Source organism: Saccharibacter sp. EH611, assembly GCF_009834765.1.
Classification (GTDB): domain Bacteria; phylum Pseudomonadota; class Alphaproteobacteria; order Acetobacterales; family Acetobacteraceae; genus Saccharibacter.
On record NZ_WVHP01000002.1, the window covers coordinates 155188 to 169379 of the forward strand.

14 protein-coding genes are annotated in these 14192 nt (G+C 51.0%); 5 read left to right on the forward strand and 9 right to left on the reverse strand.

Translation table 11 applies throughout. The annotated features are described in order from the left end of the window. Nucleotides 1–30: 30 nt before the first annotated feature. The 8 genes from GS535_RS02230 to GS535_RS02265 all read right to left on the reverse strand — a co-directional run bounded on the left by GS535_RS02230 (nucleotide 31) and on the right by GS535_RS02265 (nucleotide 7633). Nucleotides 31–534, reverse strand: a complete 504-nt coding sequence (locus tag GS535_RS02230) for a hypothetical protein (RefSeq protein WP_160791988.1) — start codon at nucleotides 532–534, stop codon at nucleotides 31–33. A 14-nt stretch (nucleotides 535–548) separates the two neighbouring features. After that, entirely contained in the window at nucleotides 549–1337 is a 789-nt protein-coding gene (locus GS535_RS02235; RefSeq protein WP_160791987.1) for an MBL fold metallo-hydrolase, read from the reverse strand. Beyond that, a complete protein-coding gene (locus GS535_RS02240) occupies nucleotides 1334–2119 on the reverse strand; it encodes a TatD family hydrolase (RefSeq protein WP_160791986.1) in 786 nt (261 codons plus the stop codon). The genes GS535_RS02235 and GS535_RS02240 overlap by 4 nt, the downstream gene beginning before the upstream one ends. Before the next feature lie 3 nt (nucleotides 2120–2122). Further along, nucleotides 2123–3655 carry a methionine--tRNA ligase gene (metG, locus tag GS535_RS02245; protein WP_160791985.1) on the reverse strand — a complete coding sequence of 511 codons (1533 nt, stop codon included), beginning with the start codon at nucleotides 3653–3655 and terminating at the stop codon, nucleotides 2123–2125. A gap of 27 nt (nucleotides 3656–3682) precedes the next feature. Further along, entirely contained in the window at nucleotides 3683–4624 is a 942-nt protein-coding gene (locus GS535_RS02250) for a DNA polymerase III subunit delta' (RefSeq protein ID WP_160792243.1), read from the reverse strand. Nucleotides 4625–4626: 2 nt separating this feature from the next. Beyond that, entirely contained in the window at nucleotides 4627–5283 is a 657-nt protein-coding gene (tmk, locus tag GS535_RS02255) for a dTMP kinase (protein WP_160791984.1), read from the reverse strand. Then, complete coding sequence (locus GS535_RS02260) at nucleotides 5267–6493, reverse strand: D-alanyl-D-alanine carboxypeptidase family protein (RefSeq protein WP_237442172.1); 1227 nt, start codon at nucleotides 6491–6493, stop codon at nucleotides 5267–5269. Before GS535_RS02260 ends, tmk begins: the two co-directional genes overlap by 17 nt. A 129-nt stretch (nucleotides 6494–6622) precedes the next feature. Further along, a complete protein-coding gene (locus GS535_RS02265) occupies nucleotides 6623–7633 on the reverse strand; it encodes a lytic transglycosylase domain-containing protein (RefSeq protein WP_160791982.1) in 1011 nt (336 codons plus the stop codon). Between the two features lie 135 nt (nucleotides 7634–7768). Between GS535_RS02265 and GS535_RS02270 the strand changes: the two genes are divergently transcribed. Beyond that, entirely contained in the window at nucleotides 7769–8344 is a 576-nt protein-coding gene (locus tag GS535_RS02270; RefSeq protein WP_160792242.1) for a DedA family protein, read from the forward strand. Beyond that, nucleotides 8341–9405: a D-alanine--D-alanine ligase gene (locus tag GS535_RS02275; protein ID WP_160791981.1), complete on the forward strand. Its 1065-nt coding sequence runs from the start codon at nucleotides 8341–8343 to the stop codon at nucleotides 9403–9405. Before GS535_RS02270 ends, GS535_RS02275 begins: the two co-directional genes overlap by 4 nt. A 40-nt stretch (nucleotides 9406–9445) precedes the next feature. On the opposite strand, the gene GS535_RS02280 is transcribed toward GS535_RS02275, so the two are convergent. Continuing rightward, nucleotides 9446–9904, reverse strand: coding sequence for an MlaD family protein (locus tag GS535_RS02280; RefSeq protein WP_018979599.1), 459 nt, complete (start codon nucleotides 9902–9904; stop codon nucleotides 9446–9448). Between the two features lie 145 nt (nucleotides 9905–10049). Between GS535_RS02280 and GS535_RS02285 the strand changes: the two genes are divergently transcribed. The 3 genes from GS535_RS02285 to GS535_RS02295 all read left to right on the forward strand — a co-directional run bounded on the left by GS535_RS02285 (nucleotide 10050) and on the right by GS535_RS02295 (nucleotide 14190). Then, nucleotides 10050–10892, forward strand: a complete 843-nt coding sequence (locus tag GS535_RS02285; RefSeq protein ID WP_160791980.1) for an undecaprenyl-diphosphate phosphatase — start codon at nucleotides 10050–10052, stop codon at nucleotides 10890–10892. Nucleotides 10893–10989: 97 nt separating this feature from the next. Continuing rightward, nucleotides 10990–12537: an APC family permease gene (locus GS535_RS02290; RefSeq protein ID WP_160791979.1), complete on the forward strand. Its 1548-nt coding sequence runs from the start codon at nucleotides 10990–10992 to the stop codon at nucleotides 12535–12537. Nucleotides 12538–12666: 129 nt separating this feature from the next. Further along, nucleotides 12667–14190, forward strand: a complete 1524-nt coding sequence (locus GS535_RS02295) for an APC family permease (protein ID WP_160792393.1) — start codon at nucleotides 12667–12669, stop codon at nucleotides 14188–14190. The last annotated feature ends 2 nt before the right edge of the window (nucleotides 14191–14192 follow it).

The window sequence follows — 14192 nt, forward strand, 5'->3', positions numbered from 1 at the left end:
AATTACACCTCTTCAAACAGCATCTAGTCGTCAGTCAGTAGGAATATCCGCTATTTCCACACTCTTCAAACAGGAATCTGGTGTTCCCTCTCGCTGTTTCGTCAACACGAGAAACGCACCACCATTAGTCCCAAAGGAAAAAGAAACTGGGATACCTGCTAAGTACGATATGTATAACCCTCGGGACGGACTAGGAGCTTCAAAGGCATTTTCATCGTCTCCCAATTGCTGAAGACTTTCTTCCTCTGAAATTCCTCCTCTTCCACCTTCTTTCACATCAATAGAAACTTCTCCACCCACGAATACCGAAGCCAGCTCGGCTTGCTCGGATGGTGTAATGGTGTAAACTTTCTCATGGCGACCATAAAAGAGTTCAGCTTGAAAGCAGCCACGCCGATAAATAGTAACCGCAGCCGCCCCATCAACAAAAACCATCGGCGCTTTTACAGGCACGGCTGATAGAACACCCGGCCCCTCGGGCGAGATAAGCCAATCTTTAAACTCTTCTAGTGTTTCAAAAGAAGGTTCGCTCATTGTATATCTCCCCATTAGCCAATGATCATTCCATCCCAGGCTGGCTCCACGCCATCAGGAAGCGTTTCCCGTAAGGTAGGGTAATCCATATCAGGCCCCATATGTGTCAAAATTGTATGCTTTGGTTGGATGATATCACGCCACTCCAGCACACGCTCAAGCCACGCATGGGATGGGTGCGGTGTTTCCTGAAGGCAACCAACAATCCATACATCCAACCCTTTGAGCGCATCCAATCCAGGCTCGGGAAAACTCTCAACGTCCGTGCAATAAGCTACTTTTCCAAAGCGTATGCCAAGGCTAGCCATAAAACCGTGGTTTTGCGCAATCCCAAGACCATTTAAAGGCCCCACAGAAAACGGGAATCCCGCCTCAATAGCCTGCACCTCAAAAGCCGCTCGATAGAAAGCTCCCCCCTTCCATGGATGGAACACATAATCAAAACGCGCTCTGAGTTCAGCTAATGTTTCCTCAGTGGCAAGCAAGGGAAGAGGCCGGCCGATCACACGATTCACGGCCCTCAGTTCGTCAAGCCCAGCGATATGGTCACTATGTGCATGAGTATAAAGCACAGCATCCACATGACTGAGATCAGCCACTAACATTTGATGGCGGAAATCCGGCCCGCTATCAACGAGGAGCCGGAACCCTTCATGCTCAATCACAATAGATGAACGCGTTCGCCGATTACGCGGATGCTGAGGATCACATTTCCCCCAAATACCCGCAGGTCCCTCGCCTTCATTCCCTCCGATCATGGGAATTCCAGCAGAACCACCACAGCCGAGGATTGTGATTTTCATGAAGACGCCTTTGAAAAGAGACGATACGCATTGGCCGTTGTCTGAGCGATGACATCATCCAACGGCACCTCACGTTCTTGCGCCAAACGCGTCGCTGTATGGACGACATAACCGGGCATATTGGGTTTCCCGCGCTTAGGAACGGGCGCCAAGAAGGGGCTGTCTGTTTCAACGAGCATCCGCTCTTTCGGCACCATCTTAGCTACAGCGCGAATTTCATCGCATTTGGGGAACGTAAGGAGGCCAGAAAAGCTAATATATCCGCCTAACTCCAGCGCTGTTTCAGCCAACGCCTGTCCTGATGCAAAGCAATGCAACAAAAACGGAAATACCCCTTTGGCATGTTCATCCCGCAGGATGGCAGCAACATCTTCATCAGCCTGACGAGCATGAATAACAAGCGGCAAACCCGTCACACGCGCGGCTTCAATGTGCCGTCTGAACGTCGCTTTCTGTGCAGGACGCACCTCTTCCGTTCCGTGGAAATAATCCAACCCAGCTTCACCAACGGCCACAATACCCGGTGCTGACAAGGCTTCGACCATCTCATCCAATTCAGGAAGACGTTCTTCATGTGCATAGTCAGGATGGGTGCCAATCGCCCCCCAAATACGCAGTTCAGGCGTATCACGCTGGACAAGGTCACTTTGCTCATGACGACGAGACCAGCGCGTGCCAATGGTCACCATCCCCTCTATCCCGTTCTCACGGGCAAACTGTAAAGCGTCATCAAGTGCGTCGAGCTTATCAAGGTGGCAATGGGTATCAATTAGACCACTCATATTTTACCCTTCCTCAACAAAGCGCGGGAATAGACCTTGTGGTTTCGGTAATTGACGACCGCCCGGTGTTGGCGTTTTCAGCGCGTCAATCGTGCGCTCATCAGCCTGTACACCAAGTTGATTCAGCATCTTATCCATCGTGTCCGGCATATAAGGCTGAAGTAGCGTCGCCACTGTGCGGATCACATCCACCAAAACACGCAAAACATCAGCCATACGCGCTTTATCAGTCTTCTTCAGAACCCATGGAGCTTGACGGTCGATATAGGCATTCGCCGCACGGATCAGTTTCCAAATTTCTTCTAACGCATCGCTAATCGCTAAACGCTCAATGTAATCTGAAACAATACTCGGCAGCAGCTCTGCCTGTGCCAAAATAGCTTGGTCTTCCTGCGTTAACGCCCCACGTTCTGGTAAAATACCATCAAAATTGCGTGCCACTTGGCTTAACGTGCGTTGCGCTAAATTACCGAGATCATTCGCCAGTTCAACATTCATGCGCGTGATCATAGAGCGACGGCTAAAGTTGGAATCGCCTCCAAAAGGCACTTCACGCATCAAGAAGAAGCGCAACTGATCCAGTCCAAACTCATCGGAGAGCGCTTTAGGATCCAGCACATTTCCCAAAGATTTGCTCATCTTCTCGCCTTCAACCGTCCACCAACCATGGGCAAACACACGCTTTGGCAGCGGCAAATTGGCGGCCATCAAGAAAGCAGGCCAATAAATGCAATGGAAGCGAATAATCTCTTTACCCACAACATGCACATCAGCCGGCCAATATGCCCATTTCTCACTGTTTAAATCAGGATAACCAGCTGCTGTCAGATAGTTTGCCAAAGCGTCAAACCAGACATACATGACATGGTCAGGGTCGCCCGGTACCTCAATCCCCCAGCGGAAACTTGTGCGACTGATCGACAAATCACGGAGTCCTTGCTTCACAAAGCTCTCAATCTCACGCTTTGGGCCAGCAGGGCCGATAAAGTCAGGATTCTCTTCGTAGAACTTAAGCAAACGATCCTGAAAGTCTGTCAAACGGAAGAAGTAAGAAGGCTCCCGCACACGTTCCACGGGCGCTCCTGAAGGGGCTGTCCGGCTTCCATCAGGATGGACGGTTATTTCATCTTCCCCAATAAAAGCTTCATCACGTGTAGAGTACCATCCCTCATACGCATCGAGGTAAATATGGCCGTTTTCAGCAACCTTTTCCCACAAAGCCCGTGCGGACTTTTTATGACGTTCTTCGGTCGTGCGCACAAAATCATCAGCGGTAATGTTCATCTCACGCTGCATTTGACGGAATTGCGCAGAAACACGATCGGCAAATTCTTGCGGTGGCACCCCTTGGGCAAGAGCACTCTGCTCCACCTTTTGTCCGTGCTCGTCCGTCCCGCTCACAAATAGAACATCATTTCCCATCAGGCGATGGAAACGCGCGAGCACATCGCACGCGATAGATGTGTAGGCATGACCGATATGCGGTGCGCCATTCACATAGAAAATGGGAGTTGTGATGGTGAAGCGCCGGGTCATGTCATTATCCTGCATTTGATCTTACATTTATAAAAGACGAGAGGCCTCCAAGCTGGAAACCATATCAAAGGCCTGCCTCATCGCCTGCCCTTTGTCTAGACTAAAGGATTCTGTCTGAGAACGCAGGGTCTCAAGAGCACTTTTTTTCTCAGCAAAGCGCGCAGCCCCAGCAAGATCGCCATATTGTGCGGCGTGTCTTGCACGTTGTGCGATACCTTCACCTAACAAATCACACAACAAAGCGAAACCGTCTGCCTCACGGGCAAGCTGGCCAATCTCTTGCCATAAAGCGCTTTCCATTAGCTGACCTTCCAAGGCATGCTGTGCCAAGGCAGCAATGCGCCCATCTTTGTCACGTGCCAGAAAAAGAGCTCGCCCCGGTGAACCATGCGCGCGTTTAATAACGTCCATAGGTACATGAGGCAATACAGCGCGCATAGCGTCATCCGACAATGGAGAAAGCGCAAGGCGGCGGCACCGACTGCGTAATGTCGGTAACAAAGCCCCAGGGGCCGTCGTTGTCAGCAGCAGTACGGTTTGGGCGGGCGGTTCTTCCAAAATTTTCAAAAGCGCATTGGCTGCAAAACGATTAAGAAACTCCACTCCATCAACAATCACAACACGCCAGCCGCCCTCTGTTGCCGTGTGATGAAGGAAGTTTTGGATAGGCTGCACATCGGACACAGTGATTTCCCCACGTAGCCGCCCTTTACGTGGGTCTATCTGACGTGAGATTTCCAACAAATCACCGTGCGTTCCCGCTCGGACACGCCGTCCCGTCGGACTCATAGGGTCATCCCCCTTGAGGAGATGACGTGCCAATCGGAAAGCAAGTGTCGCTTTCCCGATTCCCGCGGGGCCGGAAATAAGCCAAGCGTGATGAAGGCGTTCCGTTTGAAACGCATCCAGAAAACACTGCTCAGCCTCATGATGACCAAAGAGCTCTTCTGTTTGCCGAGGAGACGGCATCGTCATAAAAGGCCACGCGCGCTTAAACGCTCTTTCACGAGCGCATAAAGAGCATGATGCACCTCTTCTTCAGAACGTGCCGCATCAACACGAATCATTCGGTCTGTTTGCTGCTGATAGGCTTGAGAAAACCCCTCGCGCACGCGCTGGTGGAATGCTTCGGCCTGTCCTTCATAACGATCTGTTGGGCCTTGACGTTGAACCACCCTGCGTTGCGCAACCTCCAAAGGCACATCAAGCCAAAACGTCAGATCTGGCTCATGTCCGACAAGCTGACGAAGTGAGCGAATGAAAGAGAGCTTATCCGCTTCTCCGCAGCCAATGCCATATCCTTGATAAGCCCATGTCGAATCGTGAAAACGATCGCACACCACCACATGACCAGCCGCCAACGCGGGAAGAATTTGATGATCCAAATGGTCACAGCGCGCAGCCATATGCGTCATGACTTCAGCTTTCCACGACAAAGCTTCCTCACCAAAAAGAAGCTGCCGGCGCAGTGCCTCAGCCCCAGGGGTGCCGCCTGGCTCTCGCGTTTGACAGACAGGCAGTCCATCCGCCTTTAGAGATTCAGAAAGATGACGAAGTTGGGTGGATTTCCCAGCCCCTTCGCCCCCTTCTAGAGAAATAAAGAAACCGTTTTTAGTGTGAAGAACCATAACCCAACCGAGATAGTGCACGCCCAACAAGCCCTAAAGCTTCTACCGACTGTCCCACAAGAAGGGACTGTGTCTGTGTGAAATGCCCTGGAACAGTCACCGACACACGCCCCCATTCCTGCCCCGCTCTTACAGGCGCTCGTATAGGCGATGGATAATCGACACTAATCTGCACAAGCTGGCGCCACCCAACTGGGATCGTCATACTCACATCCGAGGGGGCGATCAGAGGAACAGTGCGCTCTTGCCCCATCCAGACAGGTGCGCGTGCCTCCAGAACCTGACCTTTTTTAACAAAAGTCACCGTTTCAAAGGTTTCAAAAGCCCACGACATGAGGCGCTCGCCTTCATGCGCCCGCTCATTGGACGATGGCGTGCCATTCAGAACCACAATCACCCGGGTACCATTACGCAATGAACTCGCACATAACCCGAACCCACCTGCGTCCGTATGACCTGTTTTTAACCCATCTGCGAGACCTTTATCCACCAACACATTCCGATTACCTTGGCGGATATGGTTAAAGGTAAATTCTTTTTCCCCAAAAAATGGATAATATTGCGGGAAATCACGGATAAGATGCTGCGCAACGCGTCCAACATCACGTGCCGTCATGTAGTGATTATCGTCTGGCCAGCCTGTCACATTCATAAAATGCGACCCTGTTAACCCCAGACGCCCAGCTTCTTGGTTCATCATCTCAACAAAGCGCGCTTCTGACCCAGCAATCCCTTCTGCCAGAACGATACAGGCATCATTCCCAGACTGAATGAGCATTCCCTGAATCAGCTCACGCACGGACACATTTTCACCATGGGGGACAAACATCTTTGACCCCTGCATACGCCACGCTTTGTCACTCACAGGGAAATGCTGATCAAGCTGAATGCGACCGGAGGCTAAAAAGGCGAAAACAACATAAGCCGTCATCATCTTCGTCAGCGATGATGGCGGCATTCTCTGGTCTGCGTCTTTTTCAAGCAACACGGTACCGGTCGTGCTGTTGAGAACATACGCCCAGCGTGCAGAGGTCATAAAAGATCCTGCAGGTGTCGTCGCAACACCTTCAGCGGGCGCTTCGGCACCCTCTGCACGCGCAGACTTTGAGCCTTTTTGAGTATGCGCTTTCGCACGAGCCGCAGCCGAGGCCTCCCCTAATGACCACCCTGAAAGGACTGACACGGCCGAGATGCCGGCTATTCCACTCATAAGAGAACGTCTTGTCTGCACGCTTATCCCCGCATCTATCTTGACCGAACGCACTATCGTAGCCGTTCCCATCGTGATGTTCTTCTTTCTTTTACTAACGCTCCGACCCTCTACGGTCTAGATCGTTCCTTAAACCGTACAACGATCCCCAAGCAGACCAACTGCCAAGGCATAATAATCGGACGGATTATAGGCACGTAGCACCCGAAAATTACGATACACTAAAAAGGCTTGCCCACCGGGCCCATCAGGCTGCACAAGTTTAGCCAACCGTTGCGACGGCTCAAGAGCACGGCCATTGAGCCCACGCACACCCGCACTGACCCAGTCCGCTACCGTACGCTGGGAAGCATGACGGGACGTTGACGCGCCTTTGCTCCCATCATTTAGCGTTTCCCCTAAAGGAACTGTGACTTCTTCGCCCCAAGGCTCTCCAAACACCCACCCACTTTTAGCAAGATAGTTCGCTGCTGAGGCGAAAATATCCGCTTGCGTATTCCAAATATCTTTACGTCCATCACCATTACCATCGGCAGCAAAGCGTAGATACGCGCTCGGCATAAACTGTACCTGCCCCATCGCCCCCGCATAGCTCCCCAGCATACGCGTTGGGGCAATTTGCCCTTGGCCTAAAATAATCAACGCCTTGATAAGTTCTTGACGGAAAAATGCCGCTCGCCGTCCGTCAAAGCCCAGCGTCGCGAGAGCATCAATCACGTTGAAACTCCCCTGACTCGCACCAAAACCTGATTCCAGCCCCCATATTCCCATCACAGCCGCTGGATCACACCCAAAACGCTGGCAAATACTGTCCATATTTTGGCGCATATCTTGGTATAAACGTTGCCCTTGCTGGCACCGCTCATCGCGCACAACACGCGCTCTATACTGGCTCCAGCTCAACGTAAATTCTGGCTGATGTCGGTCTCTTTTCAGGACTTTTTGATTAGGCTGCCTTGTACACGCAAAAGCCTCATCTAATATTTGGCTTGCAACACCCTGCTCTAAAGCATCACGACGAACGGATGCACAAAAAGCCTGATAACTCTTAGCCTTATGGGCTGTCATAGAACGTGCCCAGCCGCTCTGCGATGCCGCCACACTGCCCACCAAAGCGCCCAGAAAATATCGCCGCTCCATTAAAAGCCCTCCAACTACGCTTATGTCGTTATATGTTCAGAAAATCAAAATGGGTTCTTTTCAACATTTCGGTAATTGTCGAACCTTCCCCAACATGGCACAATCACTGGCCATGTTCACAATATTGTCTCTCTCATGATCCGTCTTGGCCCTATTCTGGCATCCCAGCCTCTTTGGTTAAAGGCACTCAGTATCATTGCTGGCACCTTTATTTTAGAAGATGTCGCAACGGTTCTCTCAGCCATTGCAACGCAAGCTCATCAGATCAACCTTTTTGCAGCGCTTTGTGCGCTTTATGTTGGTGTTGTCCTCGGTGACCTCGGGCTCTACCTGCTCGGGCTCGGTGGCGCTCATTGGCCATTTCTAAAACGCTTTTTGACCCTCCCTAGTGAGAAACAAGCCCAGCGTTGGTTTTCGCGCAATATCATCAAGGTCGTTGCCATTTCTCGTTTTGTCCCTGGGGCACGCCTTCCTTTGTACACAGCCTGTGGCTTCTTTAAGGCGCCTTTCCTTTCTTTTGCTTTAACCGCCATTGTCGCAACACTCGTCTGGACAAGCTTGCTGTTTTTGCTGTCGCTGCGTATTGGAGGGTGGCTTCTGGCCCATCAGGGCGGATGGCGTTGGGCCGGCATTATCGGCTTTGTTTTATGTATCGTTCTCATGGGCCGTTTTATTGCCCATATCCAACGTGTGAGTTCAGTAGATTCATGACCGATAAGACCAAAGAACAGAACCCTCTCTCCCTGTTCGAATTCTGGCCAGGATCGGTCTTCTACACGCCTATTGTCCTGTACTGGATCATCATGGGCCTGCGCTATCGTGATCTCAGCGTTGCTACAGCTGCAAACCCTCGTATTGAAACGGGTGGCCTATGCGGGGAAAGTAAAAGCTCTATCTTGGATATGGCCGGCCCTATCGCACGGGAAGCCATCGCTCCTTATCGCGTTTTTTACAACGGCCCTACAGCGTTACAGGAAGTACTTGATGCCATGGATGATATGGGCACCACATTTCCTGTCGTTGTTAAGCCTGATATTGGCTGCAATGGCACGGGAGTGCGCCTTGTTGCAGACCGGGCCATGCTTGAACATGTTCTGCCACTCTTCCCAACAGGTGTGGCTCTGTTGGTGCAAGAACTTATTACAGCCCCAATTGAAGTTGGCATTTTCTACATTCGTCACCCGCATGAAGAAAACGGCCACATCACGTCCCTTACGTATAAAGAGGCCCCTCTCCTGATAGGCGATGGTACGTCAACGCTTCATGAGCTTGTGATGCAAGACCCACGCATGAGCCAAGTACCTCAGCTTTATCTTCCACGCCTTGAAGGGCAAGAGCAGTCGGTTCTTGCAAAAGGAGAAAAATTCCCGCTCGTTTTCGCAGGAAACCACTGCAAAGGTTCTATCTTCCGCGATGGGCGCAATGACATTACAGAATCCCTCACGCAGCGCATTAACGCGATCATGACCGATATTCCGGACTTTCACTTCGGCCGTATTGACGTAAAAGCTACCTCTGTTGAGGCCTTACGTCGCGGAGAAGGATTTTCCATTATTGAAATTAACGGGGTCGGATCTGAAGCGATTCATATATGGGATCGTCGCACTACTCTATGGGAAGCGTATAAAACGCAATTCTACCATTATCGTCAGACCTTTCTCATTGGAGCCGCCAAAAAGAAAGAGGGTTGGAAGAGCTCTGGCGCTTTCTCCATGCTGTTTTCATGGCTCAAGCAACGGCGCCTTCTCTCTTCCTATCCTACGAATGATTGATTCTTAGAAATCGAAGGAGAATTCCCCTCTCCTTCGGCCCTTACAGCTTGCCGGCATTGAAGATATAATTGCTAATTTGCTGTTCAAGCGACAGCAACGGCCGGGCATCTATGATCGTGCTGCCCTCTGCCAAAAAAGACGCACTCTTCCCCGGTAGAATTTTCAAAACATTGTCACCCGACATCGTTGGGGCCCCAATGGTCACCGCTGTGTCTGAAGGCAGGCGGATGGATTTTTCAACATCAAAGCGCACATCTGCAATCGCAAGCTCTGAGTTCAGCGTAATCGCTTCAACATGCCCAACACTCACTCCGCCCAGCTCAACACCCGCCCCTTTAGCCAAACCGTTGGCTGAGGGAAAAGACGCATGATACGTTGCTAAGTCACCAACTGGCCCTTGTGATAGGCGCGCTCCATACAGCAAAAAACCACCAGCTAAGCACAGCACTGCGGCACTTGCTAAGAAAGCTCCCCCACGTCCCTTGATCATGCTGCGCATTCTCTTGGCCCTCACATTAACACTCAATATCTCACACGATGCTTCGTTCCGTGGAGAGTAACCATCATCTGACACGGTCAAGCTTTTGACACCCTACCATGTCCCGTCAATAATAGCATGAGCAAAGATGGAGTATGCGACCCTTATGACTTTATTACAGGCTCTTATTCTCGCCATTACCCAAGGGATTACCGAACCCTTCCCTGTCAGTAGCCTTGGGCATGCTGTTCTTTTACCGAGCCTGCTTCATTGGTCACTTGACCAACATAGCCCATTTTTCCTCCCATTCCTGACAATGCTCCATGTTGGTACGCTTGTCGCGCTCGCACACGTCTTTTGGAGTGACTGGGTGGGGATCATACGCGGGATTTGCGGCCTTGATGGCACCCGTGGACGCACACAAGCGCTCCATCTCTGTATTCGGCTCGTCGTTGCAACCATCCCTGCCGTTATCATTGGCGGATTATTCGAGCATCATCTGCGCGCTATTTTTGCAACGCCTCTCGCCGTAGCGAGTTTTCTAACGCTGAATGGTGTGTTGCTCCTCGCAACAGAATGGCGTTTAAAACGCACATCCTCTCCCACCCTTCGTGATATTGCTCAACTTAGTCTGAAAGATGCCTTTATCATTGGTTGCTGGCAATGTTTGGCTCTTCTCCCTGGCCTCTCTCGCTCAGGAGCCACGATTAATGGGGGACTAACACGGGGCCTCAGTGCCCTCGCTGCAACGCGTTTTTCACTCCTCCTCGCACAGCCCATTATTCTCGCAGCAACTGCGAAAGAAACTTGGCAGATGCGTCATCTTTCACTCAGCACTTCAATCATTGAACAGTCCCTTATCGGTGCTGTCGTAGCAGGCCTCACAGCGCTTATTTGCTCTCGCTTATTGCTCCGCTTTTTTAACGAAGAAGACAATAAGGCTCTAACCCCTTTCGGCATCTATTGCATCATCGCAGGTATCGGATCCGGTCTTTGGTTGGTGCTTTAACAACGCCCTAGCTTTCTCTTTACACCTGTATTCTTCCTCGGCATGAGTGTCTTATACCTTTCGATTCCGAATTATTTTATCGTAAAGCGATGCCCCAATGACTGCTCCCCAAAGCTCCTCTCGCTCTTCATCCTCACGCCGCAAAACGATGGAGCAAATCGCAGGCACGACTGCCTCACAAGGGCTTAAACGTAACCTCACTGCCTTACAATTACTGGTCATGGGGGTCGGAACCACGGTTGGGGCTGGCGTTTATGTCATGACAGGCACAGCCGCTGCCGAATATGCTGGGCCCGCCGTTCTTCTTTCATTTCTCATTGCCGCTGCAGCCTGTCTATTTGCAGCCTTTTGTTATGGAGAGCTGGCCTCCTCCTTTCCTGTCTCTGGATCGGCCTATTCCTACGCATATCTTTCCATGGGTGAAAAAGCAGCTTGGGCTGTCGGATGGCTTATTTTACTAGAATATAGCGTCGCAGGGACGGCGGTTGCCTCCGGCCTATCAGGATATCTCGTCTCCTTATTAGAAACCTGTCACATCCATCTCTCCCCTATCGTCACGCAATCCACCCTTCAACCTCGCCCCGGCTCTCATGGCAGTGCCCTTACAGTCCATCATGGGTTCAATCTTGTCGGCTTTATGGTGGTTATGATTATGGGGATGCTTCTCGCTCGTGGGAATGAGGGGTCATCGCGTTTTAATAACCTACTCGTCGCGCTCAAAGTCGGTGTATTAGGTCTCTTTTTCATCATAGGCCTAAGCGCTATTCATCCTGCTTATTGGCACCCTTTCATTCCCCCGTCCCAAGGAAATTTTCACTTCGGCATTGCTGGGGTTTTTCGCGCGGCGTCGATTATCTTTTTCGCCTATGGTGGTTTTGAAATCGTCTCAACAGCCTCAGCAGAAGCACGCAATCCCACACGAGACGTTCCGATTGGCATTATTGGCAGCCTTATTATCTGCACACTCATTTACTGTGCCATCGCTGCTGTGTTGCTCGGGATTGTCCCTTATCATGATCTTGATGTTGCTGACCCGCTTGCTGTTGCTACCAAAGTCATGGGCAAACCTTGGCTCGCTCTCTTCGTGAACACAGGAGCAACCATCGGCCTCTGCTCTGTTTTGCTCGGACTGCTCTATGCTGCATCACGCGTTCTGCTGACCATTGGGAATGATGGGCTTATTCCGCGCCTATTTTGCCATATTCATCCACGCTTCAAAACGCCATGGCGCGGCACAATGGTACTCAGCCTCATCATGGGAAGCATGACCGCAACCCTCCCCATCGCCCTGATTGGGGATCTCCTCTGTATCGGCACGACACTTGCTTTTGCGATGGTCTGTTTTACCGTGATCTGGCAACGTAATTACGCACCTAATACCCCACGTCCCTTCCGTGTTCCCTTAGGTGGAATCCGCATCAAAGGTTTCTGGCTTGGCACCGTCCCATCCTTAGGAATCTTCTGCTGTTTTGTGATGATTGCCCCTTTGTTTTTAAACATGGCTCATGCCATTTTAACCGGAAACCCTATCCCTCTTCTGATCTTACTGATCTACCTCGCTTTAGGGGCCGGAACCTACATCTTTTACGGAAGGAAGCATTCTCTCATGGCTTCACAACACCGCTCTGAGAAACGTGATCGATAGGGTCTCTCGCGCATAGAAGCGCCTGCTCAATACCCTCTAGGCCATTTACAGAACGACAAGACTGCGCCATGAGACAAGGCTTTCTACGCCTTTGTGGCTCACCGCTTTATGAGACAGCATCTAAAATCCATGACCAGCCCTGCCCCTTCCCAGAACAGTCGCCGGAAAACTCTGGAACATATTGCGGCGGAAAACAACAACCACCCTCTCAAGCGCAGCCTTACCGCCACGCAACTTCTCTTTATGGGCGTCGGCACGACCGTGGGGGCTGGTGTTTACGTCATGACGGGGACAGCAGCAGCCAATTATGCTGGCCCCTCTATTCTACTATCGTTTTTAATTGCAGCAGCCGCCTGCCTCTTTACCGCCCTATGTTATGGCGAGCTTGCTTCCTCTTTCCCTGTTTCTGGCTCGGCCTATTCCTACGCCTATATCTCCATGGGAGAAAAAGCTGCTTGGACTGTTGGCTGGCTTCTGTTGTTGGAATACGGCATTTCCTGCACAGGGGTCGCCTCGGGTTTGTCAGGCTATCTCACGTCGCTGCTTGATACATTCAACCTCCATATCCCTGCTTTTCTTACCCACTCAACACTCCAGCCTCTCCCCGGTGGAGACGATACCGTTCTTACCTACCATTGGCAGATAGACCTGGTTGGTCTCCTTGCGGTATGTGCCGTCACAGCCCTTCTTGTACGAGGCGTGGAAGAATCAGCCCGCTTTAATACCGTCGTCGTTGGTTTAAAAGTGGGAGTATTGCTGCTGTTTCTCATCATGGGCATCAGCTTCGTTAATCCTGCTAACTGGCACCCCTTTATCCCCCCTTCTGAGGGAAACTTTCATTACGGCATCACCGGTATTTTCCGTGCGGCTTCTATTATGTTTTTTGCTTATGCCGGGTTTGAAGCCGTCTCCACCGCCTCTGCCGAGGCACGTAATCCAACACGTGATATTCCTATCGGAATTATCGGCAGTCTTGTTATATGCACCATTATTTATGTTGCCGTTGCTGCTGTTCTTCTTGGTATCGTCCCCTATCGTAGCCTCAACGTAGCAGACCCTTTGGCCATAGCCACAAAAACCATGCACAAACCGTGGCTAGCTCTTCTTGTTAATTCAGGTGCTACGATTGGCCTTTGCTCCGTTCTTCTTGGCCTCATGTATGGGCAAACACGCGTTCTTCTTACAGTGGGACGAGACCGCCTTATCCCTGAAATATTCAGCCGTATTCATCCCAAATTCCGCACGCCTTGGCTAGGTACACTCATCATTGGGGCTCTCGTCGGCTTCATGACGGCAACCATGCCGATTGACATTATCAGCGATCTTGTCTCGATCGGCACCGCTCTGGCTTTTGCAATTGTCTGCTTCACCGTTATCTGGCAGCGTAATCAAGCACCAGATGCAACACGCCCCTTTAAAGTCCCTCTCGGTGGTTTGACGATTAAGGGCATATGGATTGGTATTGTGCCAACATTAGGTATTGTTTTTTGTATTCTGATGGCTCTACCACTCACCATCAATATGTTTCACGCTGTTATAATGGGAAACCCAGTTCCCCTTATCCTGATCATCACATATGTGGCGCTGGGTGTACTGACCTATCAATGTTACGGTAAAAAAAATTCAGTTATGGCCCAGAACAAAGGGCCATAATT

Excerpts from the sequence above, each read along its gene's own strand:
- GS535_RS02235 (WP_160791987.1), bottom strand. The coding sequence starts at position 1,337 with ATGAAAATCACAATCCTCGGCTGTGGTGGTTCTGCTGGAATTCCCATG.
- metG (WP_160791985.1), bottom strand. The coding sequence starts at position 3,655 with ATGACCCGGCGCTTCACCATCACAACTCCCATTTTCTATGTGAATGGC.
- GS535_RS02240 (WP_160791986.1), bottom strand. The coding sequence starts at position 2,119 with ATGAGTGGTCTAATTGATACCCATTGCCACCTTGATAAGCTCGACGCA.
- GS535_RS02275 (WP_160791981.1), top strand. The coding sequence starts at position 8,341 with ATGACCGATAAGACCAAAGAACAGAACCCTCTCTCCCTGTTCGAATTC.
- GS535_RS02285 (WP_160791980.1), top strand. The coding sequence starts at position 10,050 with ATGACTTTATTACAGGCTCTTATTCTCGCCATTACCCAAGGGATTACC.
- GS535_RS02295 (WP_160792393.1), top strand. The coding sequence starts at position 12,667 with ATGACCAGCCCTGCCCCTTCCCAGAACAGTCGCCGGAAAACTCTGGAA.
- tmk (WP_160791984.1), bottom strand. The coding sequence starts at position 5,283 with ATGGTTCTTCACACTAAAAACGGTTTCTTTATTTCTCTAGAAGGGGGC.
- GS535_RS02260 (WP_237442172.1), bottom strand. The coding sequence starts at position 6,493 with ATGAGTGGAATAGCCGGCATCTCGGCCGTGTCAGTCCTTTCAGGGTGG.
- GS535_RS02270 (WP_160792242.1), top strand. The coding sequence starts at position 7,769 with ATGATCCGTCTTGGCCCTATTCTGGCATCCCAGCCTCTTTGGTTAAAG.
- GS535_RS02250 (WP_160792243.1), bottom strand. The coding sequence starts at position 4,624 with ATGCCGTCTCCTCGGCAAACAGAAGAGCTCTTTGGTCATCATGAGGCT.
- GS535_RS02290 (WP_160791979.1), top strand. The coding sequence starts at position 10,990 with ATGACTGCTCCCCAAAGCTCCTCTCGCTCTTCATCCTCACGCCGCAAA.
- GS535_RS02280 (WP_018979599.1), bottom strand. The coding sequence starts at position 9,904 with ATGCGCAGCATGATCAAGGGACGTGGGGGAGCTTTCTTAGCAAGTGCC.
- GS535_RS02230 (WP_160791988.1), bottom strand. The coding sequence starts at position 534 with ATGAGCGAACCTTCTTTTGAAACACTAGAAGAGTTTAAAGATTGGCTT.
- GS535_RS02265 (WP_160791982.1), bottom strand. The coding sequence starts at position 7,633 with ATGGAGCGGCGATATTTTCTGGGCGCTTTGGTGGGCAGTGTGGCGGCA.